We start from the raw sequence: 25,831 nt of genomic DNA, 5'->3' as shown, positions 1-25,831 counted from the left end.
CATCCTGCCACCAGAGGCCTTACGGCGTCTTCCGCTGTCAATGATTGTCAGCTCTTGGCCGCTCGTGTACTGCCTTGTCAATACCGCCCCGGGCCCGGTTCAAGCTGATCGCATCCCGATTCGCTCACCCCCCGGTGGAGGAACCCGATGCCACTGCTCTCCGCTTCCGACACGGCCGTCGTGGACCTGACGGTCGCACTCCTGGGGACGGCCGACAGCTGGCCGCTCCTGCTGCTCGTGGTCCTGGTCGTCGTGCCGGCGGTGTGGTCCCGCGACACCCGCCGCCGGCGCCGTGCCCGTCAGGTCCTGCGCCTGCTGCGCCCCCAGCAGCGGCACTGCGGCGACGAGGAACCGCGCCCGTGACCGCCGGCGGGCTCCTCGGGCACCGGTGGCGCCCGAGGAGCCCGGGCGCCACCACTGCCGGGGGCCGAGGACGATGCGATCGGCCCCGTCACATCCCCTGCATGTACCGCGCGGTGGCGCCGAAGAGGTACGTCTCCAGCCGCTCCTCCGCCAGCCCCTCCTGCTTCGCGGTGTACAGGGCGAGCGTGGCCATGTCGCCGACCAGGTTCGGCCCCGTCAACAGGTAGGACTGCCCCGGGGGCGGTGCTTCGGGCCCGATCTGCTCCAGGACGAACACCGCCATGCGAACCGGTTCCAGCGAGTCCAGGGCGGAGGGGTAGCAGCGTTTGAGGTCCTCCAGGTATTCGCGGACCTGGATGCCCGGTTCGTGGCCGGTGAACGCATACTCCATAACATTTCTAAAGAAAGCGGACAAAACTCCTATAAAGGCCGCGCCCGCGGTCTCGATGTCCGCCCGGTGGTCCTCGATACGCCCGCCGCGGAACAGGCAAGACAACAGCACGCGGTGCGCCGCCATGATCTCCGGTGGCACTGATCCCCTCCTCGTACTCGCCGATACATCATGTCGCGGCGTTTCCCCGCGCAGGAGGGAAGCGGCCCAGGTGTCCGGAAGCGGCCACGGTGCGGTTCAGGGTCAGGCGTGACAGGAACAGCACGGCACAGTAGAACAGCGTCAAGGTCTTGGTACGACAGCTTTTTCGGTAACTAGCAGAAAGAGCCCCGAGGCGGTCACGTTCTCGTCCGGCTCATCCGGTGCGCGGGGAAAGGGGGTCCGGACTGTGAGCGGTGAGAAGCGCGAGGTCTGGGGGATTCTGGAGGTCAGGGCTATCGTGGAGGGGGAGGACCGCCATGCCGGGGCGCTGAGGTGGCGCGGCTTCCAGACCACATATCCGACCTACGATGAAGCGCTGTCGTGGGCCCACCACGGCTCGGCGGTGTTCGGGCACCCCTCCGACACGCGCTTCCCCCATCCGACGATCAGGAACGCACAGGTCATCGTCGACCAGGGCTCCCTGTTCATGGTGTTCCCGATCCCGGCCGGGGCCGACCGGCGGGAGCACTCCGAGAGGATCTACCGTGCGGCTCCTCAGGAGTGGCTGGGCAGTCTGCTCGGCGTCTGAGACACGGCGGCGGGGAGCCAGGGGTGATGGCCCCGACGGCGTGGCGGGCGGCCGAGCGGCAGCGTTGACGCCCTTCCCGTCGACCCGGTGAAGACCGAGGCCGGACTACCCCTTGCGATGCAGCTCTTCATGCACTGCCCGTTGCATCCGACCCATGGTTTCCCTCAGGTCGCGAGCCTCATCGCGCAGCCGCGTCCGCCATACGGGGTCGCGCTCTCTTTCGTAACGCATCGCGACTGAGTTGATTTCTTCAAAGTGTTCGATGAGGCACCTTGCCATGAGCAGGATTTCCTCGCTTTCCGGGCCTCGATCGCCATACGAGAATACAGGTCATCCATTTTCTCGATAGCGTCACGCTCTTCCCGGTGCCGGCCGTCCGTGTAAACGCCCTCTTGGATCCTCTGGCACTCCTTGGCCGCCAGCACGAAGCTTGTGAACAAATCTCGGCGCGACTCCCAAAGAACCTGGTCCCGCTGGGCTTTGCGCACCGACAAGGCCACGAATATCGAGGCCACGGCCGCGATGACCGCGGCGATCAGAACCGCTTCCGCCTCAGACATGCCCCAGATTCTTCCAGGCCGATCCGCCGCATAGGAAGCTACTGCGCGCCGCCGAGACAGGGGCCCGCGGTCCCGCTACGGCCCCGAGGAGCACGAAAAGCGACCGCACGGGTCGGGTGGGGACGAATACCGGCTACTCGACCACCGGCCTCCACCAGAACCGCCCCTGAATGGTCCCGGCGCTCCCGGAGCCCCGGCGACAGGACGCGTGACCGGCGGGTGGGGAGGTCGAGTCCGGCAAGGGCCGTGGACTCCACGGCACCGGAACCGGCGCACGGCCGGGCGAGGGGCTAGAGTGCCCCGCATGCCATCGGATGACCTCTCCCAGCCCGGCCGCCACGACCCCAGCCAGAGCCGGGCGGGCCGCGCCGTCCTGGTCACCGGTGCCGCCCGGGGCATCGGCCGGGCCGTGGCCACCGCGTTCGCGGAGCTGGGCGACCGGGTCGCCGTGCACTACGCGACCCGCCGCGCCGAGGCCGAGGCCACCCTGGCCGGGCTCCCCGGCGAGGGGCACGTCCTCCTCCGGGCCGACATCGCCGACCCCGACGCGGCCGCCGACCTGGTCGGGCGGGCGGTCGCCCGCCTGGGTGGGCTCGACGTCCTGGTCAACAACGCCGCGGTCAACACCGCCCACCCCCTGGCCACGACCTCCTACGAGCAGTGGCAGCGGGCCTGGCGGACCACCATGGACGTGAACGTGTTCGGCGCCGCCAACACCAGCTACCTGGCCGCACGGCACATGATCGACCACGGGGTGCGCGGCCGCATCGTCAACGTCGGATCGCGGGGCGCCTACCGGGGCGAGCCCGACCACCCGGCCTACGGCGCGAGCAAGGCCGCCCTGCACTCCCTGGGCCAGTCGTTGGCCGTCGCCCTGGCCCCGCACGGCATCACCGTGGCCTCCGTGGCGCCCGGGTTCGTGGAGACCGAACGCGTGACTGACCGCCTCACCGACCGGGTGCGCGCCGACAGCCCCTTCGGGCGCGTGGCCTCCCCCGAGGAGGTCGCGGCGGCCGTGCGCTACCTGGCCTCACCCGAGGCCGTGTGGTCCTCCGGCGCCGTCCTGGACGTCAACGGCGCCTCGTACCTGCGCTGACCGGCGCGGCCGAGACGGGAACCCTCCGAGGGGCCTCCACGCCCGCGAACGGATTCCGCGAAACACCTGACGGGGAGGCGGCGCGGGTCTAGTGTGCTGGGTGCCAGCCGCACGACCCGCTTCCGCAGCACGGTTCCCGGATCGCCCCCAGGTGAGGCCATGCCCGAACACACCGAACCCCGCACCTTCGACGCCGTGCTCCAGGAGTTCCAGCGGAGAAACCCCGGCTGGACCCTGCGCTGCAACCCCGGCGCCGTCCCCGGCCGCCGCTGGGCGGCGGACAGCATCGAGCTGCTGACCGCCGAGGAGATCAACTGGGGTTTCAGGAACACCATCCTCGGCCCCGAGATCGCCACGGTGCAAAAGCGCCTCACCCGGGAGCGGGAGGCCCTGGAGCGGTGGGAGCGGGCCCGGCGGGAGGAGCTGGAGGAGTGGAACGACTGGGAGGACTGAAGGGGCGGTAGGCCCGCCCCCTCGTCCGGTGACGCGCGTCCCCAGGAGACCCTCCCGGAGCCGCCGCACTCGTCCGGTGCACGCGCCTCCGGGAAGGGCCGTCCCCCGCGCCCGGCGACCCGCCTCCCCGCGGGGACCGTCCCCGGCTCGCCGTCCCCGCCCGGTGCCGCGCCGGACTGGAGGAGCCAGCCCCGGTTCCCCCGCCCCGCGCGGCCTGAACGTCAGTCGCAGCAGTTACAGCACTCACAGCAATTACAGCAGTTGCAGCACTCGCAGGCTTCACACCAGGAGTTTCGCGGTTTGCCCGACCACGGCCCGGGGTGGGGGTCGCGGCAGCAGAACTGGCACGTTCCGCACATGAACAGCGCCACCGCGCAACCCGCCAGGACGCCCCGCTGCTTGGGCGGGTGCCGGAGTTCGGGGGTGTCGCACGAACAGGAGTCGCAGCAGCCGCTCTTCTTCCGCGCCCCGCCCGAGCTGGAACCCTCACCACCGGAGCCGCCCCCGTGCCCGCCGCCGTGGTGACCGCCCCCGTGCCCGCCGCTGTGGTGGCCGCCGTGGGCCCCGCTGCCGCCCTCTCCCCACTGGTGGGGCGGCTGCTGGTGGTAGTGGTGCTGGTGGTTGTGGTGCTGACCAGGGTACGGATATCCGCCTTGAGCGAAGACGCGGTCGACGGCCCGGCGCAGCTCCACCACCAAGAGCGCGCGGACCAGACGGTCGTCGACGAACCCGGCCTCCTCCAACGCCAGCCGCACGCCCAGGACGGCGTCGTCGCACAGTTCACGGGCCCGGCCGAGTCCCGTGCCGGTGGCCGTGAGCGGGTTCCAGGCGCCCTTGCGCCCGTCCTCCTCGCGGTCCTCCACCGCGTCCAGCAGGTGGGCGACGCGGCCGAACAGGCGTCCCGCCTCACGCAGGGGCTCGGCGTTGGCGGGCCGTCCCGCCAGGACGGCGGTGTGCGCGAACGCCTCGCCGGTGGCCTCCTCGGTCGGCCGGGTCACCATCAGGACGTCGGTGCCCGGTCCCGCCGAGGACTCGGCCTCACGCTGCCGGTCGACCACCGCGACCAGCCCCGCGCCGTCGAACCCGAGCCCGGCGCCCGCCTCGCGCGCGTCGCGCCGCCAGCGCTCGGCCACCCGTCCGGCGAGCGCGCGCACGCCTCTGCGGGCGTAGGGCCCGTCGCCGTCCTCGATGTGGTCGGCGATCTTGGCCGAGGCCAGCATCAGCGACACCGCCGCCGCCAAGCGCGCGCCGGAGCCGTCGGCGACCTCGGCCCCGCGCATGCCGCGCAGGGGGCAGCGGCCCGCCCGGCGCGTGCCCGCGCACTCCTCGGACTGCGCCGCGGCCAGGACCGACACCACCAGGCCGTCGTAGTTGGTGGCGATCCGGGACGCCTGGCCGTGGTCGTCGCGCAGTGCCAGGCACAGCCCGCACATGTGTGACATCCACTCCTCGGCCAGCCCGTCGGACAACGTGTGCCGACAGGGACGCAGGATTCCGAACACGTGCTGACACCTCGTCTTCCGACGCCACGGCGGTGGCGGACTGTGCTGAACACCGGGGTTCGATGCCAGCGCCGCGCGGGAGGTTCCGGCCGTTCGGACTCCTTCGGCACGGCTCCGGCGGCACGGTTCCGTACGCGCGGCCGGACTCCGGTCGCCGGGGACCACGGCGGTCCGGCGGGGCGATCCGAGACGAATGAACGGCACTGTCTCTCACATCGGCCGTAAGTGGAGAATGGCGTCCGTTTAGGCCGTAGCGTGCACGACGAGGACCCCGCACGGACCCGTCGTGCGGCGGCTGACAAGGGGGACCAGAACAGTGAGTCAGATGCGCGCGGCCCTGTACGACCGGTACGGCGGCCCGGAGGTGCTGTACGAGGGCACGGTCGCCAAACCCGGCGCCGGTCCGGGAGAGGTGCTGGTGCGCGTGCACGCCGCCAGCGTGAACGGCGGCGAGCTGCTGGGCCGTGCGGGCAGGGTGCGCCCGGTGACCGGGCTGGCCGGGAGGGGCTTTCCGAAGCGGACCGGGATCGACTTCGCGGGCGAGGTGGTCGAGACGGGTTCCGGCGTCTCCGGGTACGCGCCGGGGGACCGGGTGTGGGGCGCGCTGCCCAGAACGTTCGGCAGCGCGGCCGAGTTCGTGGCCGTCGCGCCCCGGCAGCTGGCCCCGGCACCGGCCGGGATCGACCTGGTCGAGGCCGCGGCCCTGCCCGGCGTCGGCACGACGGCCGTGACCGCGCTGCGGGACAAGGCCCGTCTCGCCCCGGGAGAGCGGCTGCTGGTGCGGGGCGCGAGCGGCGGGGTGGGCAGCGTCGCCGTCCAGCTCGGCCGGGCCTACGGCGCCCACGTCACCGCGCTGGCCGGGGCCAAGAACCTGGACCTCGTGCGGGAGCTGGGCGCCGACGAGGCCTTCGACTACGCGAGCACCGAACCGGAGGACCTGCCGCCGTTCGACGTCGTCCTGAACACGGTGGGGACCGGGATGGGCGCCTACCGCAGGCGGCTGACCCGGAACGGGCGCATGGTCACGATCACCTTCGACATCGAGCGCGCGCTCGCCTCGCTCTCCTACGTCGCCGCCTCGGCCGTCTTCGGCCCGCGCCGGATCCGCGCGTTCAGCGGCGACCCCGGGCACGAGCTGTTCGCCGAGCTGACCCGCCTGACCGAGTCCGGAGCCGTGCGCCCCGTCGTGGACAGGGTCCTTCCCCTGGCCGAGATCGCCGAGGCCCACCGGGTGGTGGAGGCCGGAGGCATCCGGGGCAAGGTGGTGGTGCGCGTGCTCGGACCGCGGACCTGAGGCCGACGTCCACGACCGGTTCTCCGTGGTTTGTGAGCGTGCCGCCCGTTCGCGTGAGCGGCACGCACATCACTTCCCGGCGCACCGGCGTGCCCGCCGTACCTCCCGCGAAGGCGCGGGGTACCTCGACCACGCCCGCGAAAAGGTGGTGCGGAGCGGCCGCGCGGAGGGACACTGGGATCCCCGTCGTCAGGAGAGACACGTGTCCATCGACCACGAGCGCCCGCCACCGCTGCCGCGACCGGTCACCGGCGTCTACGTCCGCCACGTCGAACAGTCCGCGTGCCCCGGCTCCTTCGCCATGGTCTGGGTCGACGCCGAACCCCTACCGGAGGAGGCCGCCGGGGACTTCGCGTTCGTCGACGACCTTCCCCCCACCTGCCGGTACACCGGGGAACCGCTTCCGCGGGAGTTCGCCGAGGCGTTCGCGGAGGGCGCGCGCGAGGCGTGGCGGGAACGGGAGGAGGGCCTCCCCGCCTTCGCGGCCCGGGTGGTGCTGCGCGACGCCGTATGGCACTGGACCGACTCCAACGTCCGGAGTTTCCAGGTGGCGGGACGGCTCGCCGCGAGGGAGATCCTGAGCTGCGCCGCCGAGGGCCGCGAACCGCGGGCGGTCGGGCACAGCGCCCGGCGCGACCAGCCGCCCCCGCCCAGGACGCCGCCGCCCTCCGGCACGGCCCCGTCCGTCTGAGGCGGTCGGCGGCGCCCGACCCCGCCCGGGGAGAGCGCCGCCCGTGAGGACGGGCGGCGCACCGGGCCTTGGTCAGGACCGGACCGCCACGGCCCGGGAGGCCTCCTCCAGCCACCCCAGGTACCAGTCCGTGAAGGTCAGGGGCGCGCCGTCCCCGCCGGTGAGCGGTGCGAGGTCCTCGTCGTCGACACGGCCGTCGCTCCACATCCGCCCGGCCTCGGGGCCGGTCACGACGAGCCACTGCCGCAGCGCGCAGCCCAGGTGGCACAGGCACAGCGCGCCGACGGTACGCTCCTCTGCCCACAGCAGGTCGGCCATGCGCGCGTCCCAGGCCTCGTAGACCCGGTCGAACTCCTCGCCGTCCCCGAAGTCCTCCTCGACGGGCTCCTCGGCCCGCAGGGCGGCCAGGGACCGCGGGTCGGGACCGGTGGAGGGGAACGGCTCCGCCAGCCGCGCCGGGGCGACCAGGTCCGCGCCGTTGCCGTGCCACCGCCACCGGCCGTCCGCCCCTCTGACCAGGGGGAAGACACCGTGGGCGGGCCCCGCTCCGCCGGCGCCCACCCTGAGCAGGAACTCCCGGTACCCCGCCGGCAGGCGGATGCCCAGCTGCCCCTCCGCCTCGGCCAGTTCCTCCGGAGTCAGCGGTTCCAGCAGTTCGAAGCGGTGGGAACCGGCGCCGAAGACCTCCCGGGCACCGGGCGCCCGCGCCAGTTCCCGCACCCGTTCGCGGACTCCCGCCCACACATCCGTACTCGTGTCCATGGCGGCATCGTAGGAAGCCCCGCCGACAGTGCGGCGGCGACGGGACGGAGAGGCGGCCGGGAGGCGCTATCGTCCGGTGGGGCCGCAACCGTCCCGGCACGCCGCGGGAGCCCCGTCGCGCTGCCGCACACAGTGAGGAAGAACCGGCTTGCACACGAGCACCACACCGCCCGGGTCCGCGCGCCCCGACCGCGGCGGCGGCATGCCGCGCTGGCTCCCCCGGGCCATGCTGCTGGCCCTGTGGCTGGTCACCGCGTTCGGTCTCGCCCTGTGGCTGTTCGTCCGGTTGCAGAGCCTCATCATGCTGCTGCTGATCTCGCTGTTCCTCGCCCTGGCGCTGGAGCCCGCGGTCAACTGGCTCCACCGGCACCGCTGGCCGCGCGGGCCCGCCACGGGGCTGGTGATGTTTCTGGTGCTGGCGCTGACCGTGGTGTTCCTCAGTCTGCTCGGGTCGATGCTGGTCGGCCAGATCCTGGCCTTCGTCTCCGAGATCCCCGCGATGATCCGCGCCGCGCTGGCCTGGGTCAACACCACGTTCGACACCTCCTACTCCCCCACCACCCTGCTCAACGAGATCTCCAGCGCCAGCGGGCTGATCGAGCAGTACGCCTCCGGTATCGCCAACAACGTCTGGGGCGCCGGGACGACCGTCCTGGCGCTGCTGTTCAACGCGCTGACGATCGCGCTCTTCACCTTCTACCTGTGCGCCGACGGCCCGCGCTTCCGCCGCGTGATCTGCTCGGTCCTGCCGCCGCGCACCCAGCGCGAGGTGCTGCGGGCCTGGGAGATCGCGATCACCAAGACGGGCGGCTACCTCTACTCCCGGGCGCTGCTGGCCCTGGTCTGCTCGGGCGCGCACTACGTGGTGCTGGTCGCGCTGGACATCCCCTTCGCGTTCGCCCTGGCGCTGTGGGTGGGCGTGCTGTCGCAGTTCATCCCCACCGTGGGCACCTACATCGGCGGGGTCGTCCCGGTGCTCGTGGCGCTGACGGAGGGCATCTGGCCCGCCGTGTGGGTGCTGGTGTTCATCGTCGTCTACCAGCAGTTCGAGAACTACCTGCTCCAGCCGCGCATCACCGCCAAGACCCTGGACATGCACCCCGCGGTGGCGTTCGGCTCGGTCCTGGCGGGCGTGGCCATCCTGGGGGCGCCCGGCGCGCTGCTCGCGCTGCCGATGGGCGCGAGCATGCAGGCGTTCCTGGGGACCTACATCCGGCGCTACGAGGTGGCCGAGCACCACCTGCTCTCCGACGCCGAGGAGGGCGGGAAGGGCGGGAAGGGCGGGAAGCCGTCCCCGGCGTCCGAGGACGACGGGGACGACGGGGACGACGCGCGTCCCCCCGGTCCGCGTGGGCGGGACGGCGGGGAGGGGCCGTGACCGCCCGTTCCCCGGCCGTCCGGGCCGACGCGGGGCCGTGACCCGGAGACCCGGGGGAAGCGGGGACCGCTCCGTCCCGGCCGCCCCTGTCCGTGCCGCCTGAGGAGATGACGGACACGTCCGTTTCGGCACCGGAAACACCCCATGGGATCGAGTACCGTTCTCGTACGGGCCGACGTGAGGAAAAGGGCGGTCGACATGGACATCCTGCGCAGGAACAACGTCACCGTCACCGGTGCGGCCGACGGGCCGACGGTCGTGCTGGCCCACGGGTTCGGCTGTGACCAGAACTTGTGGCGCCTGGTCGTACCGGCCCTGGCCGAGCGGTACCGGGTGGTGCTGTTCGACTACGTCGGCTCCGGAGGGTCGGATTCCTCCGCCTGGAGCGAGGACAGGTACTCCTCCCTGGAGGGCTACGCCCAGGACGTGGTGGAGGTCTGCGAGGCCCTCGACCTGGAACGGGCGGTGTTCGTGGGGCACTCGGTCAGCGCCATGGTCGGCGTCCTGGCCGCGCGGGCGCTGCCGGAGCGGATCCGGGCGCTGGCGATGGTGACCCCCTCCCCCCGCTACATCGACGACGAGGGCTACCGCGGCGGCTTCAGCGCGGCCGACATCGACGAACTGCTGGCCTCGCTGGAGTCGAACTACCTGGGCTGGTCGTCGGCGATGGCACCGGTGATCATGGGCAACCCCGAGCGGCCCGAACTGGGGCAGGAGCTGACCAACAGCTTCTGCGCAACCGACCCCGACATCGCCCGGGTCTTCGCCCGCACCACCTTCCTGTCCGACAACCGCGAGGACCTGAAGGTCGTGGAGGTCCCCACCCTGGTCCTGGAGTGCGCCCAGGACGCCATCGCCCCGCCCGAGGTGGGAGCCTTCGTCCACGCCGCGATCCCCTCCTCCACGCTGGTCACCCTGGACGCCACCGGCCACTGCCCGCAGCTGAGCGCGCCGCGGGCCACCGCGGCGGCGCTGTTGGAGTTCCTGGAGTCCCTCCGAGACGCCGGATGAGCGGGGAGACCGGGCCTCCCGGGGCCGGCAACGGCTCCGCCACCGACGCGGCCTTCAGTGCGCTGCTGGAGGACAGCGCCGAGGAACTCTACGAGTCCGCGCCGTGCGGCTACCTGTCCACGCTCATGGACGGCACGGTCGCCAGGATCAACGCGACGCTGCTGAGGTGGCTCGGCCTGGAGCGCGCCGCCGTGGTGGGCCGCATGCGCTTCACCGACCTGCTCACCGTGGGCGGCAGGCTCTACCACGAGACGCACTTCGCCCCCCTGCTGCACCTGCGGGGCGAGGTCAACGGCATCGCCCTGGAGATGCGGGCCTCCGACGGCGGCCGCCTTCCCGTGCTGGTCTCCTCCACCGTCAAGCGCGACGACGGGGGACAGCCGCTGCTGGTCCGCACCACCGTCTTCGACGCCACCGACCGCCGCTCCTACGAGGAGGAGCTGCTGCGCCGCCGCAGGGAGGCGGAGCAGGCCCGCGCCGAGGCCGAACGGGCCCGCGAGGAGGCCGAGGAGGCGCACCGGCGGGCCGAGGCGGACCGGGCGCGCCTGGGAGAGGCGCTCGTCATCCTCCAGAGAGCCCTGCTGCCCGACACCCTGCCCGACGTTCCGGGCATGGAGGCCGCCGCCTACTACCACACCGCCTCCCCCTACCGGTTGGGCGGCGACTTCTACGACCTCTTCCCGCTCGGTGACGGGCGCTGGGCGTTCTTCCTCGGCGACGTGAGCGGCAAGGGGCCCGAGGCCGCGACCCTGACCTCCCAGGCCCGTTACGTCCTGCGCACCACCGCACTGCACTCCTCCGAACCCGCGGACGCCCTGGGCACGCTGAACACCGCCCTCCTGGAGCGCTACGCCGACAACGGCGACCCCCGCTACTGCACCGCCGTCTTCGGCGTCCTCGAACCCGACGGCGACGCCGGGCACGTCCGTGCCCGCCTGGCCTTCGGCGGCCACCCCCCGGCACTGGCCCTGCGCGGGGACGGCCGGGCCGAGTTCCTGTTCGCCCCCGGCGGGATGCTCGTCGGCGTGCTGCCCGACGCCCACTTCGCCACCGTCGAGACCGCCCTCGCCCCCGGCGACACCTTCGTGCTCTACACCGACGGCCTGACCGAGGCCCGCACCGGCGCCGGGCCCGACACGATGTACGGCGAGGAGGGCCTGCTCTCCTTCGCCGCGCGGCACGCCCCCTCCACGGCCCACGGCGTCGTCGGCGCGCTGACCGAACTGCTGGAGGGTTTCGGCGAGGGCCTGGAGGACGACACCGCCCTCCTCGCGCTCGGCGTCCCCGCCCAGCCCTCCACCGCCCCGTCCGAAACCGGACACCACACGATGAGCGGTCCACGATGAGCGCCCTGACCGTCACCCGTCGAGACAGCGCGACGGGTCCCGTCCTGGACGTGACCGGTTCGCTGGACTACGACCACGCCCCGACCCTGCGCCACGAGGTCGGGCTCCTGGCCCTGGACTCCGGCCAGTGCCTGTCCATCGACCTGTCCGGCCTGGACTTCTGCGACTCCAGCGGTATCAGCGCCCTGCTGGCCGCCCGTCAGCACGCCTTGGCGGCCGGGGCCGACATGGCCCTGCTCTCCGTCCCCGCCAACACCCTGCGCATCATGACCATGGTCGGTCTGAACCGGGTCTTCACCATCCACCCCGGCACCGCCTGACCCGCGGCGGGCCCTGCGGCCAGCAGGGTTCGGCCGGTGCCGCCCCGTCGCTTCGGCGGCGACCGAAACGACGCGGCCCTAGCGTCGCCGTATGGCTTCCCGAACAGAACCCGGCAGCGGATCCACCGACCACGACCGCCCGCCTCTGCCATCCGGCGCCGACCTCCCGACAGAACCGGAGAGCCCCGGCGAGCGGTTCCGTGCCCTGCACCTGCGGGGCGCTCCCCTGCTGCTGCCCAACGCCTGGGACCACGCGTCGGCCGCCGCCCTGGCCGCCGCGGGGTTCCGCGCCGTGGGGACCACCAGCCTGGGTGTGGCCGCGGCGGCCGGGCTGCCCGACGCCCGGGGGCTCGCGCGCGAGGAGACGCTGCGGCTCGCCCGCGGCCTGTCCCGACTGGACGTTCCGGTCAGCGTGGACGTCGAGGGCGGCTTCAGCGCGTCACCCGCACGGGTCGCCGCGCTGGCAGCCGAACTGGAGCGCACGGGGATCGCCGGGATCAACCTGGAGGACGGTCTTCCGGACGGCGGGCTCGCCGACACCGGACACCAGCGGGCGGTGATCCGCGCGGTCAGGGAGGCGGCGCCGACGCTGTTCCTCAACGCGCGCACCGACACCCGCTGGCTGCCCGGCCACGCGGAACAGACCGCCGACCGGGCCGCCGCCTACGAGGAGGCCGGAGCCGACGGGGTGTTCGTGCCCGGCCTGCGTGACGAGGAGGAGATCGCTGCGCTGGTCGCCGCCCTGCGTGTTCCGCTCAACATCCTCCACTCCCCCGACGGACCGCCGCTGCGGGTCCTCACAGACCTGGGCGTGCGGCGCGTGAGCTGCGGTTCACTGCTCTTCCGCGCCGCCCTGCACGGGGCCCTGGCGGCGGCCGAGGCGGTGGCGTCGGGCCTCCCCCTCCCCGAGGGCGTCCCGGACTACGGGGCGGTGCAGGGCCTCGCGCGGCGGTTCGCCCGGGGCTCGGCGGACGGATGAGCCGGAGACGGCCGCCGCTCCTGAAACCGTCACCGCCGCGGGGCGCCGCGCCGCTGCCGCCCCGGTCGGCCGCCGGCACGCTTCCCACGGCGGTGGAAGATCGTGGTCGCAGGCGGCGGACTCAGTGGTCGCCGGTGTCCAGCAGGCGTTCGAAGCGGCCCGCGGGGTGCGCGCGCGTGGGCATGGCCTCCACGAACGGCAGCAGCTCCCGCTCGGCGACCCCGTGGATCCGGCGCAGCTCGGCCACCGGGTCGGGGTGCTCGTCCACCCTCAGGTCCAGGTGGGGGTAGGGGTGGCCGGTGTGCATGTACACCGCGGCGCTCTGTCTGCCGCGCCGGTCGCCGCCGGCCGCCTGCCCCGCCTCCAGGGCGCCCAGCAGCCGCCGGTCCATCCGCTCCCCGGCACCGGCCTCGAACCGCTCGGCCATCGCGTCGAGCGTGTCGGCACCGGTCAGGATGTTTCCCGCCACCGCGTACCCGTCCCCCACCCTGTGGCCGCACCACGGGTGCGCCTGCGCGCCGGTGTGCGCGGCGGCGCGTCCCTCGCGGTCGACCACGGCGACCTGTCGCGAGTCGGCGTCGGGGTCGGCGTCCAGGACCCGGCGCAGCGCCTCCTCGGCGGAGTGGGACCGCAGCAGCTCCAGGGCGTCCGCGCCCAGCAGCGGGTTGATCAGCGCCTGTGTGGCGACCGCCCCCGCCTCCGCGTGCGCGAACACCGACAGCGCGCCGATCGCCGGGAAGCGGCTGCTGGTCGCGACACCGCACGTTCCGGTGGCGACGTCGTGGGCGACGATGGAGAAGGTGCCTGCGTACAACCGGTCTCGCTCTCGGATCTTCGGACGAACGGACGCCCGGCCGGTGCGGTGGGGCTTCGGCGCCGGGCGCCGGGGCGCTCGTGCGGGTCACGGGAAGGGTACCGGGCGTGCGTGCTGACGGCCGCGGGTGTGTCGGTGGAGAGGCGCCCGCGCCCGGGCCGCGCCGAGCGGCCTGCGCTGGTCGGGCCCGTGCCGGACGGCGGTGCGCCCGTCCGGGAGGGAACGCGGGGCGCGGGCACCGCGCAGGACCGGGAGGCTGGCCGTTTCCGGTCAGCACGGGCGGTTCGTGACCTTTGCCCGTGTCGTCGGCCACGGCGCGGTGCGTACGGTGACCGGGCCGATACACGCCCCGGCGCCGCCCCGCGGCCCGCCCGGAGAAGCGAAGGAACGACCCCCCGTGCGTACAGCACCCGTCCTCACCGCCGCGGTCACCCTGGTGCTCGCCCTGGTGACATCCCTGGCGGCGACCGCCCCGGCCGCCGCCGACGACCCCCTCCGGGCGTTCCACGAGCAGGAGGTCGCCTGGGCCCCCTGCGAGGAGCACCTCCTGCGCGACGTGGAGTGCGCCTGGATCGACGTCCCCCTGGACTACGCCGACCCCGGCGGCGAGCGCGCCTCCATCGCGGTCAGCCGCAACCGTGCCTCGGACCCCGAGCGGCGCCGCGGCATCCTGCTCACCAACCCCGGCGGACCCGGCGGCACGGGCCGCCAGATGGCCGTGGGCGACCGACCCGACCACGCCTTCTCCTCCCTGGGAGCGCAGCGCGTCGCCGAGGTCTACGACGTGATCGGGATGGACCCGCGCGGCAGCGGCGCCTCCACCCCCTACCTGGACTGCGGCACGAACTACCCGGCCACGGTCCCCCGGCCCACCGACGAGGCGGTCTCCGCCCACACCCGCACGGTGATCGCCACGCAGCGGGCCTGCGAGAGCGCCCACGGCGACCTGATCCCGCACATGACCACAGCGAACACCGCCCGGGACATGGACGTGATCCGCGCCGCCCTGGGCGAGGACGAGATCTCCTACCTCGGCCGCTCCTACGGCACCTACCTCGGCGCCGTGTACGGCAGCCTGTTCCCCGAACGCCTGGACCGCAGCGTCCTGGACTCCGCCGTCCCGCCCGAGGGCATGTGGCGCGACGTCTTCACCCTGCAGAGCGAGGGATACCGGGCCAACGTGGAGCGCTACACCGCCTGGGTGGCCGAGCACGACGACGTCTACGGTCTGGGGTCCACTCCCGAGGAGGTGCTGGCCGTCTTCGAGCGGACCCGGGCACGGCTGGTGGAGCACCCCCGTTACGACCAGTGGCCGGGCGAGCCGGAGCCGTGGATCTACACCGCGGACTACTTCGACCAGGACGTCGGCTACGCGGCGCGGTTCCAGGACCAGTGGGGCCAGTGGACCACCACCCTCTGGTACATCGTCAACGACCTGCCCCGCCCCGATGTCGAATTGCCCGAGGAACCGGAGTGGCCCGAGGAACCCGAGTGGCCCGACCCCGGGATCGAGTACGACAACGTCTCCCTGATGATGGCGGTGCTCTGCGAGGCCGAGTGGCCCACACGCCTGTCGGACTACTACGCGGGCGTCCGGGACGTCCGTGAGCGCAGCCCGTACGGTGTCGGGGCGGTCTGGCACGTACCCCAGCCCTGCACCTTCGCCTCGCACACACCCGCCCCGCTGGTGGAACTGGAGCGCGACGGCTACCCGCGCGGTCTGGTCATCGGCGCCGAGTACGACGCCAACACCGTCTACGAGGGGGCCGAACTCATGGCCGACAAGCTGGACAACTCCCTCATCACCGTCACCGACGAGGGGAACCACACCTTCTACGGGCGCGAGGGGATGGACTGCGTGACGGCGGCGGTGGACGCCTACCTGGTGGACGGCGCACCGCCCCGGGACACCGTGTGCGCCGGACGTCCCCGGTCCGAGGACCCCCGCGCCCCGGAGGAGGAGAGGGCGGGAGCAGCGGCCCGGGCCCTGGAGGCCGGACCGCACCGCGTCCCGCTGTGGGCCGATCCCCTAGCCGCGGAAGGCCCGCGGAGCTGACTCCGCGCGGTCGTCCTCCTCCGCGGCCCGACCGTGGAGGAGGACGGCCGCTCCCCCGTGCTCACACTGGACCTGGAGGCGCAGGCGGCGGTGTGGCGGCCGAGAACTCCGAGGCGCTGCGGACCCTGTTTCCGGCCAGCGCCTCACGGCGCCCCGGCTCCAGCGGTCCCTCCGCGTCACCGGACCCGAACGGGGCGCCCCTTGCCAGCGTTGAGCTCCTCGAAGGAGACGCGCTCGGCGTGGACGAGCGAGGCGAAGGAGCGGTGCCGGTCGCCCAGACCGGGGTACCAGCTCGCCCAGATGTAGGCCGCCCACTCCCCGTCCGGGGAGACATCGCCCGCGTCCAGGAACCAGAACTGGGCGTCGGTGTCGTAGGCCACACACATCAGCGGCCCGACCAGCCCCTCGTCCTCGTCCTCCAGGTCCTCCTCGCCCAGACCGATCATGTTCGCAAGGCTGTCCCACTCCAGTTCGGCGGTGGAGCTCATCCCGTAGACGAACGCCCCCATCCTCCCCCAGCCGTCGGACGCGGCGAGGAAGGAGCGGTAGCTCGGCGGCAGCCGACGGCCCAGGCGCTCCTCCGCAGCCGCGATCCGCTCCTCCGGGGCGCCCTCGTTGCCGAACCAGGACGAGGTCCGCTCCTCCCCACCCACCTCCTCCCCTTCGGCCTCGGCGACGCACAGCATGTCGGCGCTGTACTCGGTGAGGTAGGTCCGCCACTCCTCGACGGTCACCGGTAGCGCGGGCGCGTCCCCGCCCTCCGGGGCGACCGCCAGGCCCATGAACGTTTCCGGACCGCTCCGCGCCGTGTGGCGCAGCCCGTGGAAGGCCTCGTAGGCGCGGTCCTCGGCGAAGAACCGCACCCGGTTGAGCTGGGTCTGGTCCGCACCCGCGTTGCGGGTGACCTCCAGCCGCAGGTACCGCCAGGGCGTGTCCGCGCCGGGGCCGCTGACGGTGAAGTCGCGCGCCAGACGCCGGGCGGGGAAGGACTCACCGGACCGGGCGTCGAGAAGGGTCCACTCCTGGCCGTCCGAAGACCCGAGCAGGGACCAGTCCGCGGGGTCGCGGTCGGGGAAGTCGTCGGCGGGGTGCAGCACGTAGTGCCGGACGGTGACGGGTGCGGACATGGTGAAGTCCAGCCGGTCGGCGCGACGCCGTGACCGCCAGTTCTCGGCGTTGACTTCGAGCAGGTTGCGGGCCACGTGGCCCGCGTCGGTGTACTCGTCGCCCGCGCGCACCGAGCACACCATGGGCGTGAGGCCCTCCGCGCCGAGGCTCTGGGTCGGATCCAGTTCGATGGCGCGCAGCAGAACCGTCCCTCCTCCGCCCTCCCGGTCGGCCCAGTCGACCCGCGTGAGCGGGGGTCCTCCGTCCTCGACGAGCAGACGCAGCTCACGGTCGCCGCCCTGGATCCGGAACCGGTGGCCGGGACGTTCGGGGGGTTCGTCCAGACGGGTCCCCCGCCACTCGTACTGGACCCCGTCGAGGGTGACGCGTGTACCGGTGAACGCGTCCATACGGGGGTCGAACACGGCCACGGCCTCGCCGCCCTCGCAGTCGCGCCAGCCGATCCGGGCCGGTGCGACCGGCTCCCCCGGTTCGATGAGGACGTTGAACCGGGGGGTTCGCGTCCACTCCCGAGCGCCGACGCGTCGGCGCTCGGTGGAGAAGGCCAGAGGGGTCGTGTGTCCGGTCATCGGGTTCCCAGCGGTGAGGGGATGGGGGTCGGTCGGAGGGGAGGCGGGCGCCGCCGCCCGCGCGTCCGCAAGGAGGGTACGGGCGCCCACCGACGTTCCGGTCCCCGGACGGCCCCCGGTCTCCGTGACACCGCCCGGGTCCGGGAGGGCGCACAGATCACCGACATCGAGGCCCCCGACGCAGCGAGGGCTCCCCCGAACCCGGGGTTCGGGGCGGCCCCGACATCGAGGCCCCCGGCACAGCAAGGAATCCCCCGGCCCCGGAGTCCGGGGCGGCCCCGGACCGGGTCGCCTCCAGGACAGAGTTCTCTCGTCCACCGGGACAACCGGCTCCGACCACGGCAGGATCACGGACATGCCCGAGATCATCAAGCAGAAGGCCCGCGCGATCCTGTTCGACCGGCAGGGGCGGCTGGTGCTCATCAAGCGGACCCGTCCGGGCCGCGCCCCCTACTGGACCACGGCCGGGGGAGGCGTCGAACCGGAGGACGCCTCCGTGGAGGCGGCCCTGCGCCGCGAGGTCCTGGAGGAACTCGGCGGACGCGTCGACCGGGTGCGCGAGGTCGTGGTCCTCACCGACGAACGCCCCGAGGGGACCCTCGTCCAGCACGTGTTCGTCGCCCGGTTGACGGAGACGGACCCCTCCAGCCGTACCGGGCCGGAGTTCTCCGACCCCACGCGGGGAACCTACGAGACCGTCGTCCTCACCGGTACCGCCGAAGCCCTCAGGAGCATCCGTCTGCTTCCGGAACCGCTGGCGCGGTTCCTGGAGGACAACCTGCGCGACCTGCACGCCCTGGTGGCCGACCCCCACACGGAGACGCCCCGCGGGTGAATCCGCCAGCCCGGACCGACCGGACGACGGTGGAGAGCCGACCCGGGGAACACGGCTGGCGGATCGGGGACACCGTGCGCCGCGGAACGCGAACGGGGAAGGTCCCGTCGCCCCGTGTGCGCGGAGCCCGGGACCTTCCCGTTCTCTTCCGGTGTGCGCGGCTCAGGTCACGGAGCCGGGCCCCGGCCGGGGCCGCCCGCGCCGTCCCGCCGACGGTCGCTGCCCCGCCTGGCGGGCGAGGAGCAGACCCCGCACGCACGGCCGCGCGAAGCGGCTCACTCCGCCTGCCGCCGGCGGTGCGGCCCGGGAGCGGACACCGGTGATGACCCTTCGGGCACACCGCCCAGGTAGGTCACGACCGGCGCTCCCGTGTGCGGGGAGGTGTCGACGACGGCTTCGACCCCGTAGACGGAACGGACGAGCTCGGGTGTCAGCACGGCGGCGGGCGGTCCCGTCGCCGCGATCCTCCCGGCGTGCAGGACCGCGGCCCGGTCGCAGTAGCGTGCGGCCAGGTTGAGGTCGTGCAGGGCGGTCACCACCGTCATGCCGAGCGATCGCAGCAGGGTGAGGACGTCGAGCTGGTAGCCGATGTCGAGGTGGTTGGTCGGCTCGTCCAGCACGATCACCTCCGGCCGCTGCGCGAGCGCGCGGGCGAGCTGGGCACGCTGTCGCTCACCGCCGGAGAGCGTCCGCCACGACCGCGACCGGTAGGCGCGCATCCCGGTGAGGGCGAGCGCCTGCTCGATCGCGGCGCGGTCCTCGCCGTCCAGCCCGGCGAAGGTGCCGCGGTAGGGCGTCCTGCCGAGCGCCACGGCATCGTCGACGGTGATGTCGGTGTGCACCTCGGGTGACTGTTCCACGATCGCCACCCGCCGGGCGACCGCGCGCCGGGGCAGGGAGCGGACCGGCTCCCCGCCCAGGAGCACCGTTCCGGCGTCCGGCCGCCGGAGTCCCGCCAGGATGCGCAGCAGCGAGGTCTTGCCCGCCCCGTTGGGCCCGAGCACGGCGAGCACCTCGTTGGAGCGCGCCTGGATCGAGACCCCGTCGAGGATGCGTGTCCTGTCGACCGACCACGTGATGCCGTTCGCCTCCAGTGCCGTCATTGCCGGGCCGCCCTTCCCAGGACGACCGCGAACACCGGTGCGCCGAGCAGCGCCGTGATCACTCCCACCGGGATCTCGTGCGGCGAGAACGCCGAACGGGCGAAGGTGTCGACCCACACCAGGAAGATCGCGCCCCCGAGCCCGCTGAGGGGGAGCAGCAGGCGGTGCGCGGGCCCCGCCAGCAGACGCACGACGTGCGGTACGAGCAGCCCGATGAACCCGATCGCCCCGGAGGCCGCGACGGCCGCCGCCGTGACGAGCGCGGTGAGGACCATGAGCGTCACCCGTGCCAGGGTCACGTTGATCCCGAGCGAGGAGGCGGTGTCCCAGCCGAAGGTGAACGCGTCCAGGGCCGGGGTGAAGAACAGGCAGCCGACGGCGCCGAGCACGATGACGGCGGACGCCACGAGCAGCGGCTCCCAGCGTGCGCCTCCGAGCGATCCGAGCAGCCAGTACGTGAAGCCCCGGGTGGCGTCCGCGTCGCCGTCGAGCATCAGCACGAGCGAAGTGATCGCGGAGAAGAACTGCGACACCAGCACACCGGTGAGCACCACGCGGGCGGGGTTGGAGACGCGTCCGCCCCCGATGAGGACCAGCACGATCGCGAAGGCGGCCAGAGCCCCGGCGAAGGCGCCCGTGGAGAGGGTCACCGCGCCCGAGCCGAGCCCGAGCACCATGATCGCGACCGCCCCGGTGGACGCCCCCGAGGAGACCCCGAGCAGGTACGGTTCGGCGAGCGGGTTGCGGGTGATCGACTGCAGCACCGCGCCCGAGACCGAGAGCCCGAGCCCGACCACGGCGGCCAGGAGCACGCGCGGCAGACGCGACTCCCAGATGAGGGCGTCGATGAGCGGCGGTGCCGCCGGGACGGGGGCGAGGGCGCCCAGCCCGATGTTGCGCAGGATGATCCCGAGCACGTCGAGCGCCCCGATGTTCGCCGTGCCGACGAAGGCCGCGACGACGATCGTCACGCACAACGCGAGGACGAAGACGGCGACGACGAGGGACGAGCGCAGCCTGCCCGGTGCGCGTTTGGGAGGGACCTCGGCGCCGCCCGCCGCCGCCCCCGACGCCGGCGGGTCGGCGTCGGGGAGCGCGTCCGCGTCGGGCGGACCGGTCCGCGAAGGATCGGTGAGTCTGGTCATCTGCGCGCGAACACCACGACATCGTCGTAGTACCGCCAGATGACCCCGGTCTCGGCGAACCCGGCGGTACCGAGCGCTTGCAGGTGCAGTTCGAGCGGTGCGTGCGGTGTGGGCGGGCGGTCGGCGAAGCGGCGCTCGCGCTCGGCGTGGTGCTGTCCGAACGCGTCGTGCGCGACGGCGTCCGACCACCACTCGTCCCAGGTCCGCACACCCCGCGAGTGCGCGTCGCGCTGCGTGCGCTCGTCGTCGTCGGCCGCCGCTCCGGTGAGGAACGGCTGCGAGCGCGGGTCGTAGCGCAGGTGGTCGGCGTTCATGAAGACGCCGTCGGCGGGGAGCAGGGCGCCCAGGGCGCCGTAGACGGCGACGAGCTGGGCCGGCTCCAGCCAGTGCAGCGCGGTCGAGGAGACGGCGACGTGCACCGGTCCCTCGGGCAGCCGGGCGCTCCAGCCGGGCGCGGCGAGGTCGGCGTCGACCGGCGTGAAGCGTGAACCGTGGCGCTGACCGAGCCAGGAGCCCGCGATCGCGAGCAGCACCGGGTCGTAGTCGACCCCGACCACCCGGGCGCCCGGGAACCGGTCGAGGACGCGCTGGGAGAGGCTGCCGGGGCCGCACGCCAGGTCGAGAAGGGTCATGCCGGTCCCGTCGGCCCCGAACGCGTCCGAGGAGGCGCAGGTCCGCGCGATGACGTCGAGCATGATCTCGAACCTCTGCTCGCGGTGGGTGATGTAGGCCGCCTGCTGGGCGTCCCAGTCACCGATGAGCCGTTCGAGGGCGTTCCCTTCGAGGGTGTTCGTGGTCGTGGTCGTCATCACTCGATCTCCATGTCGATGAGGCCCTGCGCGATGGTCGGGACGGCCTGCACGCTGTGGACCGACGGGTCCATGTGCTGCCCGGGCACGATGATGAAGCGGTCGTTGACGACGGCGTCCATGGTCGAGGTCAGGGGGTCGTTCTTGAGGAACTCGATCTTCTCCTCGGCCGTGTCGCCGGGGTATCCGCGGCTCAGGTCGGCGAGCACGAGCACGTCGGGGTCGCGCTCGGCGACCTCGTCCCAGCTGACCTCCGGCCATTTGGTGGAGGCGTCGCTGAAGGCGTTCTCGGCGCCGAGCATCTCGGTCACGGTCTGCGGGAGCCCGCCGGGTCCGGCGACCGACGGGGTGGCGGAGGACGACGCGGTGGAGTAGAACCAGACCAGGCTGGGCGTGCCCTCGATCTGTTCGGCGGCCTGGAGTCCCTCGTCGACCACGGCCCGCTGCTCGGCGACGAGCTCTTCGCCCGCCTCGGGCACGTCGAAGATCCGGGCGATCGTCTCGATCTCGTCGAAGAGCATCTCGAAGGTCGCGCCGCCCTCGACGGCCTCGTGGTAGGTGCAGTCGAACTCGCTCAGGTAGGTCGGGACGCCGAGCTCGTGCAGTTCGGCGCGCTCACCGGCGTTCTCGGCAGTGAGGAACGAGGCGAAGGACGAGTAGACGAAGTCGGGCTGCGCTTCGAGCAGGGTCTCGTGCTTGAGCAGGCCGTCCGTGAGCAGGGGGATGCTCTCGTAGGCGTCGGCGATGTCGCTGGGGACGGGGTCGGTCTCGTACGAGGTACCCGCCATGCGGTCGGCGAGGCCGAGCTGGACCATGATCTCGGTGGCCGACTGGTTCAGCGAGACCGCGCGCTCGGGGGCCTGCTCGACGGTCACCTCGGTGTCGCAGTTCTGGATGTTGAGGGGGTAGGAGGTCGTGCCCTCGCCGGCGGCCGCCGCGGAGTCGGTCCCGGAGGCGGGCGCCGCCGCGCACCCGGCCAGGGTGAGAGCCGACACGACCCCCACGGTTCTGATAATGATTTTCAGATTCATGCCGGTAGGCTACAGCGCCTCCACCACCAGCCCGTACTCCGCTGCGTGACGGCCGAGGGGGCGCCCACGGCATCCCGCGGGCGCCCTCTCCAGGGCGCGGGGCCCCGGACGGAACCCGAAAACGCGACTCCGGAAGAAACGGGACAAACCATCCGGGAGGCCCGTTTCCCCACGGGCGCCCCGGATTGCGGGACCGTCAGGCGGAGTGGCGGCGGACCACGATCACGTTGTCCGTGACACCGGCCGTCGTGCCGTCGGGGCCGTTGGCCACCCGTTCGGCGCTCTCGCAGCGTTCGGTGGTCCAGCCGTCCCCGAGCATCAGTGTGACAAGGGTCTCCTCCGGCGTGGGGAACGTGGGCTCCTCGTCCCCGAAGCGCCAGGACCAGGGCGCGGTGGACGCGTGGTCGACGAGTATCAGGCGACCGCCGACCACCACCCGCTCGGCGGCGCGGCGCAGGACGTCCTCCCGGCCGAACGCCACCGGGCTGTGGAAGTAACAGGCGTAGACCAGGTCGAACGGTCCGGCGGGCAGCGAACGGGACAGGTCGTGCCGCTCGGCGCGCAGGCGGTCCAGGCCCTGCGCGGCGGCCATGTCGGCGATGCGCGCGACCGCCGTGGCCGAGACCTCGGTCGCGGTGACGTGCCAGCCCAGGGAGGCCAGCCACCGGGCGTCTCCGCCTCGGCCGGAGCCGAGATCGCAGGCGCGGCCCGGCGCCAGTTCGAGGTCGCGCACCAGTTCGGTGAGCCGGACGTTGGGCGGGGGCGCCGTGACGGTCTCGGCCGACCGGTGCAGCGGTTCCCAGAACTCGGCGCTGGGTGAGGTGGGGTCCTGAGCGTCATGTGTCATGGGGCGATGCTCACCGACGTCCGTGGTTCCGGACAAAGAGTTTTGCCATACCGGCAAACACGCAGGCCCCGGGCGGGCCGCCGAAACCGCCCCCGGACGCAGGCCCTGGGCGGGCCGCCGAAACCGCCCCCGAACGTCGGCGCCGCACGAACGGCCCTGTCGGCTCTGGCGGCGCGGAAGCGCGTCACGGTCGATGACAACGGCGACCTCCCCGGTGAGCCGAACCGTGTGGGATCAGGACGGCCCGCCGAGCGGGGACACCGCGACCGGCCCGCGGGCGCGGACCCTGCCGACCTCGGTGTTCCCACCCCCGGAACGGACGTCCCCGTACCCTCCACAGCCCTTCTTCGAGTGACCCAGGACACTCGCGTTTCTATAGAAAACGATTATCGTTTTCAAATAGCATCGCAAGCGACCGCGCGGGCCCGGGGCACGACGGACAGATCACACCCTGCCGCCTCGGGACGCGCGGTCACCACGCCCCCGACCGAACAGGTGGGCGCCCGGCCCAGCTCCCACCGGCCTCTCGCCCGGCCCCGGGAGCGGGTCGGCGCCCACCCGTTCACGATGGAGGGGGCTCCCCCGGGTCCGCCGCGACGCGTACACGTCTCCGCGCCCGGCGGCCTCGGGCGCCCGTGCGGCTGGACGCCGTCGGCAGGTCGCCGCGGGTCAGGACCCGGTCGCGGACCGCCCGCCCAGGTGGCGGGCCAGGAAGCGCTCCAGCCTCCCGTACAGCTCGATGTTGCTGTCCGGATTGGTGAACCAGTGGCCCTCGGTCTCGTTCAGCAGGTACTCGACCTCGGCGCCGCGGGAGCGGAGCGCGTCGAAGACCCGGTCGGAGTTGCGCCGGTGGACGCGCACGTCGTTGGCGCCGTGGATCAGCAGAACCGGCGCGGTGATGTCGTCGACCCGGCTGATGGGCGAGCGGGCGAGCATGTCGGCCCTCTGGCGGGGGTCGTCCGGGTCGCCGATGTAGCGCAGGTAGCTGTTCTCGACGGTACGGCGGGCGAACGGGACGACCGACTCGACGAGGTCGACCAGGTCGGACATTCCGGTGTAGCTGACCGCGGCGGCGAACCTGTCCGGGGTGAACGCCGCTCCGACCAGCGCCGCGTAACCGCCGTAGGAGCAGCCGTAGACCGCCACCCGGTCCGGGTCGGTGTAGCCCTGTTCGACCGCCCAGTCGAGGGCGTCGATCAGGTCGTCGTGCATGCGCCCGGCGAACTGGCCGATCGCGGCCTGTGTGTGGGCCTTGCCGTAGCCGGTGGAGCCGCGGAAGTCGACCTGCAGCACCGCGTAACCGCGGTTGGCCAGGAGTTGCACCTCCGGGTCGTAGCACCAGCTGTCGCGGTACCACGGTCCGCCGTGCACCAGCAGCACGGTCGGCAGGTCGCGCGGTTGGACCCCGACCGGCAGGGTGAGGTGGCAGGGCAGGGTCAGGCCGTCGCGGGCGCTGACTGTGACCGGGGTGACCGGGGCCAACTCGGCCGGGTCCAGGTGGGGGAAGGGCCGGAAGAGGCGGCGCGCCCGTCCCGTGGCGTGGTCGTAGAACCAGGTGACGCCGGGGTCGCGGTCGTGGGTGAAGTCCACCACCCAGCGCCGCGCCGCGGTGTCGCAGGAGACGTGGGCCAGGTCGCCGTCGGACAGCTCGGCCAGCCGCGGCAGGACCTCGGCGAAGTGCGGGTCGAGCGCGTGGATCTCCTGACGGGTGCCGAGGTAGCGGGCGCCGAGCAGGTCCCCGGTTCCCGGGTGCAGGATCAGCGAGGACGGGAAACGCGGGTCGGCCTCGGGGCGCGGGGTGTCCAGGTCGAACACGGGGTGGCTGTCCACGCCGGCCTGCTCGCCGGTCTCCAGGTCGAGCCGGACCAGGCGGGTGCGGTCGGAACCCCGCGACGAACCGATCCACAGTCCGTTCCCGTCCGGGGTGAGCACAGCCGGGAGGATGCCGAAGAGGGCGTCGGTGCCGGGGAACCGCGCGATCGTGCGCCGTGCGCCCTCGGTGTGCTCCGACAGCACGTGGTCGCCTCCCTCCTCCATGGTGAACACCAGCAGCCGGTCCGGGGTGCGCAGCCAGGAGAGGACGTCGCCGGGGTTCTCCGCGGCGGTGGTCATGCGGCCGGTCTCCAGGTCGAGCTCGAACAGGTCGGCCAGTTCGGGACGGCGCATGTTGAGCTGCACGAAAGCGGTGCCCGGGCGGTTCGGTGTGAGTTGCGCGCCGAGCAACCGCACGCCCTCGAAGGGGGTCAGGTCGACCGCGGGCTCGTCGGGCCGGTTCGGGTCCACGCGGTGCAGGTGCCAGTTCTCGTCGCCGTCGGTGTCCTGCTGGAAGAGCAGGTAGCGGCCGTCGGCGGTCCAGAAGAAGGCGTCGATGTTGCGCCGGATGTCGGAGGTGACGCGCCGGACGCCCGGGGCGTCGGCCTCGTGTACCTGGTCGGGGGCGGTCCAGTCCGAGTCCAGGTCGCGGACGAACACGTTGAGCCGACCGCGCCAGGGAGCCAGGTAGGCGACCCTCGTGCCGTCGGGTGACAGAAGGGCCCGGCTGCGGACGGGCGGGCCGAAGAACTCCTCGACGGTGATCAGCTTCGACGGAGCGGTCATATGGCGGTTCCTCGTGGTCG

Annotated in this window: 25 protein-coding genes; 13 read left to right on the top strand and 12 right to left on the bottom strand. The window is 72.9% G+C overall.

Features of this window, described 5'->3' with window-relative positions:
- Positions 1-147: 147 nt before the first annotated feature.
- A complete protein-coding gene (locus tag G011_RS0110865) occupies positions 148-363 on the top strand; it encodes a hypothetical protein (protein ID WP_019608500.1) in 216 nt (71 codons plus the stop codon).
- 88 nt (positions 364-451) lie between these two features.
- Here G011_RS0110865 and G011_RS0110860 read toward each other — a convergent pair whose 3' ends face one another.
- A complete protein-coding gene (locus G011_RS0110860) occupies positions 452-754 on the bottom strand; it encodes a hypothetical protein (protein WP_231391418.1) in 303 nt (100 codons plus the stop codon).
- Positions 755-1,142: 388 nt separating this feature from the next.
- Between G011_RS0110860 and G011_RS0110855 the strand changes: the two genes are divergently transcribed.
- Positions 1,143-1,484, top strand: a complete 342-nt coding sequence (locus G011_RS0110855) for a hypothetical protein (RefSeq protein WP_019608498.1) — start codon at positions 1,143-1,145, stop codon at positions 1,482-1,484.
- A 164-nt stretch (positions 1,485-1,648) separates the two neighbouring features.
- Here G011_RS0110855 and G011_RS0110850 read toward each other — a convergent pair whose 3' ends face one another.
- A complete protein-coding gene (locus G011_RS0110850; RefSeq protein WP_019608497.1) occupies positions 1,649-2,044 on the bottom strand; it encodes a hypothetical protein in 396 nt (131 codons plus the stop codon).
- 304 nt (positions 2,045-2,348) lie between these two features.
- Between G011_RS0110850 and G011_RS0110845 the strand changes: the two genes are divergently transcribed.
- Positions 2,349-3,140 carry an SDR family NAD(P)-dependent oxidoreductase gene (locus G011_RS0110845; RefSeq protein ID WP_051104350.1) on the top strand — a complete coding sequence of 264 codons (792 nt, stop codon included), beginning with the start codon at positions 2,349-2,351 and terminating at the stop codon, positions 3,138-3,140.
- A gap of 159 nt (positions 3,141-3,299) precedes the next feature.
- On the top strand, positions 3,300-3,593 hold the full coding sequence (locus G011_RS0110840; protein WP_019608495.1) for a hypothetical protein: 294 nt from the start codon (positions 3,300-3,302) through the stop codon (positions 3,591-3,593).
- A gap of 221 nt (positions 3,594-3,814) precedes the next feature.
- Here G011_RS0110840 and G011_RS0110835 read toward each other — a convergent pair whose 3' ends face one another.
- Positions 3,815-5,095 carry a DUF5685 family protein gene (locus G011_RS0110835; protein ID WP_026338206.1) on the bottom strand — a complete coding sequence of 427 codons (1,281 nt, stop codon included), beginning with the start codon at positions 5,093-5,095 and terminating at the stop codon, positions 3,815-3,817.
- A gap of 325 nt (positions 5,096-5,420) precedes the next feature.
- Here G011_RS0110835 and G011_RS0110830 point away from each other — a divergent pair, with 325 nt between their 5' ends.
- Both G011_RS0110830 and G011_RS0110825 read left to right on the top strand, forming a co-directional pair.
- A complete protein-coding gene (locus G011_RS0110830; protein ID WP_019608493.1) occupies positions 5,421-6,389 on the top strand; it encodes an NAD(P)-dependent alcohol dehydrogenase in 969 nt (322 codons plus the stop codon).
- A gap of 202 nt (positions 6,390-6,591) precedes the next feature.
- Positions 6,592-7,080: a hypothetical protein gene (locus G011_RS0110825; protein ID WP_019608492.1), complete on the top strand. Its 489-nt coding sequence runs from the start codon at positions 6,592-6,594 to the stop codon at positions 7,078-7,080.
- 72 nt (positions 7,081-7,152) lie between these two features.
- Here G011_RS0110825 and G011_RS0110820 read toward each other — a convergent pair whose 3' ends face one another.
- Positions 7,153-7,842 (bottom strand): SMI1/KNR4 family protein, encoded by a 690-nt coding sequence (locus tag G011_RS0110820; protein ID WP_036552485.1) that lies wholly within the window; start codon positions 7,840-7,842, stop codon positions 7,153-7,155.
- Between the two features lie 148 nt (positions 7,843-7,990).
- Here G011_RS0110820 and G011_RS0110815 point away from each other — a divergent pair, with 148 nt between their 5' ends.
- The 5 genes from G011_RS0110815 to G011_RS0110795 all read left to right on the top strand — a co-directional run bounded on the left by G011_RS0110815 (position 7,991) and on the right by G011_RS0110795 (position 12,876).
- Positions 7,991-9,220 carry an AI-2E family transporter gene (locus G011_RS0110815; RefSeq protein WP_019608490.1) on the top strand — a complete coding sequence of 410 codons (1,230 nt, stop codon included), beginning with the start codon at positions 7,991-7,993 and terminating at the stop codon, positions 9,218-9,220.
- A gap of 198 nt (positions 9,221-9,418) precedes the next feature.
- A complete protein-coding gene (locus tag G011_RS0110810; RefSeq protein WP_019608489.1) occupies positions 9,419-10,231 on the top strand; it encodes an alpha/beta fold hydrolase in 813 nt (270 codons plus the stop codon).
- Positions 10,228-11,577: a PP2C family protein-serine/threonine phosphatase gene (locus tag G011_RS0110805; RefSeq protein WP_019608488.1), complete on the top strand. Its 1,350-nt coding sequence runs from the start codon at positions 10,228-10,230 to the stop codon at positions 11,575-11,577. The genes G011_RS0110810 and G011_RS0110805 overlap by 4 nt, the downstream gene beginning before the upstream one ends.
- On the top strand, positions 11,574-11,897 hold the full coding sequence (locus G011_RS0110800; RefSeq protein ID WP_019608487.1) for an STAS domain-containing protein: 324 nt from the start codon (positions 11,574-11,576) through the stop codon (positions 11,895-11,897). Before G011_RS0110805 ends, G011_RS0110800 begins: the two co-directional genes overlap by 4 nt.
- Before the next feature lie 91 nt (positions 11,898-11,988).
- On the top strand, positions 11,989-12,876 hold the full coding sequence (locus tag G011_RS0110795) for an isocitrate lyase/phosphoenolpyruvate mutase family protein (protein WP_019608486.1): 888 nt from the start codon (positions 11,989-11,991) through the stop codon (positions 12,874-12,876).
- Positions 12,877-12,997: 121 nt separating this feature from the next.
- Here G011_RS0110795 and G011_RS0110790 read toward each other — a convergent pair whose 3' ends face one another.
- The gene (locus G011_RS0110790) at positions 12,998-13,690 is read right to left on the bottom strand and encodes a DUF1028 domain-containing protein (RefSeq protein WP_019608485.1); all 693 of its coding nucleotides are present in this window, start codon (positions 13,688-13,690) and stop codon (positions 12,998-13,000) included.
- Positions 13,691-14,087: 397 nt separating this feature from the next.
- Between G011_RS0110790 and G011_RS0110785 the strand changes: the two genes are divergently transcribed.
- Positions 14,088-15,746 carry an alpha/beta fold hydrolase gene (locus G011_RS0110785; protein ID WP_019608484.1) on the top strand — a complete coding sequence of 553 codons (1,659 nt, stop codon included), beginning with the start codon at positions 14,088-14,090 and terminating at the stop codon, positions 15,744-15,746.
- A 176-nt stretch (positions 15,747-15,922) separates the two neighbouring features.
- On the opposite strand, the gene G011_RS0110780 is transcribed toward G011_RS0110785, so the two are convergent.
- Complete coding sequence (locus tag G011_RS0110780; protein ID WP_019608483.1) at positions 15,923-17,443, bottom strand: SMI1/KNR4 family protein; 1,521 nt, start codon at positions 17,441-17,443, stop codon at positions 15,923-15,925.
- 355 nt (positions 17,444-17,798) lie between these two features.
- Here G011_RS0110780 and G011_RS0110775 point away from each other — a divergent pair, with 355 nt between their 5' ends.
- Positions 17,799-18,278, top strand: coding sequence for an NUDIX domain-containing protein (locus G011_RS0110775; RefSeq protein ID WP_019608482.1), 480 nt, complete (start codon positions 17,799-17,801; stop codon positions 18,276-18,278).
- A gap of 275 nt (positions 18,279-18,553) precedes the next feature.
- On the opposite strand, the gene G011_RS0110770 is transcribed toward G011_RS0110775, so the two are convergent.
- From G011_RS0110770 to G011_RS0110745, 6 genes are all read right to left on the bottom strand, one after another.
- Positions 18,554-19,381, bottom strand: coding sequence for an ABC transporter ATP-binding protein (locus G011_RS0110770; protein WP_019608481.1), 828 nt, complete (start codon positions 19,379-19,381; stop codon positions 18,554-18,556).
- Positions 19,378-20,526 carry an iron ABC transporter permease gene (locus G011_RS0110765; protein ID WP_019608480.1) on the bottom strand — a complete coding sequence of 383 codons (1,149 nt, stop codon included), beginning with the start codon at positions 20,524-20,526 and terminating at the stop codon, positions 19,378-19,380. Before G011_RS0110765 ends, G011_RS0110770 begins: the two co-directional genes overlap by 4 nt.
- Positions 20,523-21,335, bottom strand: a complete 813-nt coding sequence (locus G011_RS0110760) for a trans-aconitate 2-methyltransferase (RefSeq protein ID WP_019608479.1) — start codon at positions 21,333-21,335, stop codon at positions 20,523-20,525. Before G011_RS0110760 ends, G011_RS0110765 begins: the two co-directional genes overlap by 4 nt.
- Complete coding sequence (locus tag G011_RS0110755) at positions 21,335-22,366, bottom strand: ABC transporter substrate-binding protein (protein ID WP_081642951.1); 1,032 nt, start codon at positions 22,364-22,366, stop codon at positions 21,335-21,337. Before G011_RS0110755 ends, G011_RS0110760 begins: the two co-directional genes overlap by 1 nt.
- A gap of 196 nt (positions 22,367-22,562) precedes the next feature.
- Positions 22,563-23,213, bottom strand: coding sequence for a bifunctional 2-polyprenyl-6-hydroxyphenol methylase/3-demethylubiquinol 3-O-methyltransferase UbiG (locus G011_RS0110750; RefSeq protein WP_019608477.1), 651 nt, complete (start codon positions 23,211-23,213; stop codon positions 22,563-22,565).
- 669 nt (positions 23,214-23,882) lie between these two features.
- Positions 23,883-25,811 carry a S9 family peptidase gene (locus G011_RS0110745; protein ID WP_019608476.1) on the bottom strand — a complete coding sequence of 643 codons (1,929 nt, stop codon included), beginning with the start codon at positions 25,809-25,811 and terminating at the stop codon, positions 23,883-23,885.
- Positions 25,812-25,831 lie beyond the last annotated feature (20 nt).

This window comes from Nocardiopsis sp. CNS-639 (genome assembly GCF_000381685.1).
Taxonomy (GTDB): domain Bacteria; phylum Actinomycetota; class Actinomycetes; order Streptosporangiales; family Streptosporangiaceae; genus Nocardiopsis; species Nocardiopsis dassonvillei.
Note: the sequence above shows the minus strand (reverse complement) of the source record. Positions and strands in the feature narration are given on the sequence as shown.

What these genes read in the sequence shown, in the direction of transcription:
- G011_RS0110795 (WP_019608486.1), top strand. Translation starts at nt 11,989, where the DNA reads ATGGCTTCCCGAACAGAACCCGGCAGCGGATCCACCGACCACGACCGC.
- G011_RS0110810 (WP_019608489.1), top strand. Translation starts at nt 9,419, where the DNA reads ATGGACATCCTGCGCAGGAACAACGTCACCGTCACCGGTGCGGCCGAC.
- G011_RS0110775 (WP_019608482.1), top strand. Translation starts at nt 17,799, where the DNA reads ATGCCCGAGATCATCAAGCAGAAGGCCCGCGCGATCCTGTTCGACCGG.
- G011_RS0110745 (WP_019608476.1), bottom strand. Translation starts at nt 25,811, where the DNA reads ATGACCGCTCCGTCGAAGCTGATCACCGTCGAGGAGTTCTTCGGCCCG.
- G011_RS0110760 (WP_019608479.1), bottom strand. Translation starts at nt 21,335, where the DNA reads ATGACGACCACGACCACGAACACCCTCGAAGGGAACGCCCTCGAACGG.
- G011_RS0110805 (WP_019608488.1), top strand. Translation starts at nt 10,228, where the DNA reads ATGAGCGGGGAGACCGGGCCTCCCGGGGCCGGCAACGGCTCCGCCACC.
- G011_RS0110860 (WP_231391418.1), bottom strand. Translation starts at nt 754, where the DNA reads ATGGAGTATGCGTTCACCGGCCACGAACCGGGCATCCAGGTCCGCGAA.
- G011_RS0110755 (WP_081642951.1), bottom strand. Translation starts at nt 22,366, where the DNA reads ATGAATCTGAAAATCATTATCAGAACCGTGGGGGTCGTGTCGGCTCTC.
- G011_RS0110770 (WP_019608481.1), bottom strand. Translation starts at nt 19,381, where the DNA reads ATGACGGCACTGGAGGCGAACGGCATCACGTGGTCGGTCGACAGGACA.
- G011_RS0110830 (WP_019608493.1), top strand. Translation starts at nt 5,421, where the DNA reads ATGCGCGCGGCCCTGTACGACCGGTACGGCGGCCCGGAGGTGCTGTAC.
- G011_RS0110850 (WP_019608497.1), bottom strand. Translation starts at nt 2,044, where the DNA reads ATGTCTGAGGCGGAAGCGGTTCTGATCGCCGCGGTCATCGCGGCCGTG.
- G011_RS0110750 (WP_019608477.1), bottom strand. Translation starts at nt 23,213, where the DNA reads ATGACACATGACGCTCAGGACCCCACCTCACCCAGCGCCGAGTTCTGG.
- G011_RS0110845 (WP_051104350.1), top strand. Translation starts at nt 2,349, where the DNA reads ATGCCATCGGATGACCTCTCCCAGCCCGGCCGCCACGACCCCAGCCAG.
- G011_RS0110840 (WP_019608495.1), top strand. Translation starts at nt 3,300, where the DNA reads ATGCCCGAACACACCGAACCCCGCACCTTCGACGCCGTGCTCCAGGAG.
- G011_RS0110780 (WP_019608483.1), bottom strand. Translation starts at nt 17,443, where the DNA reads ATGACCGGACACACGACCCCTCTGGCCTTCTCCACCGAGCGCCGACGC.
- G011_RS0110820 (WP_036552485.1), bottom strand. Translation starts at nt 7,842, where the DNA reads ATGGACACGAGTACGGATGTGTGGGCGGGAGTCCGCGAACGGGTGCGG.
- G011_RS0110765 (WP_019608480.1), bottom strand. Translation starts at nt 20,526, where the DNA reads ATGACCAGACTCACCGATCCTTCGCGGACCGGTCCGCCCGACGCGGAC.
- G011_RS0110800 (WP_019608487.1), top strand. Translation starts at nt 11,574, where the DNA reads ATGAGCGCCCTGACCGTCACCCGTCGAGACAGCGCGACGGGTCCCGTC.
- G011_RS0110865 (WP_019608500.1), top strand. Translation starts at nt 148, where the DNA reads ATGCCACTGCTCTCCGCTTCCGACACGGCCGTCGTGGACCTGACGGTC.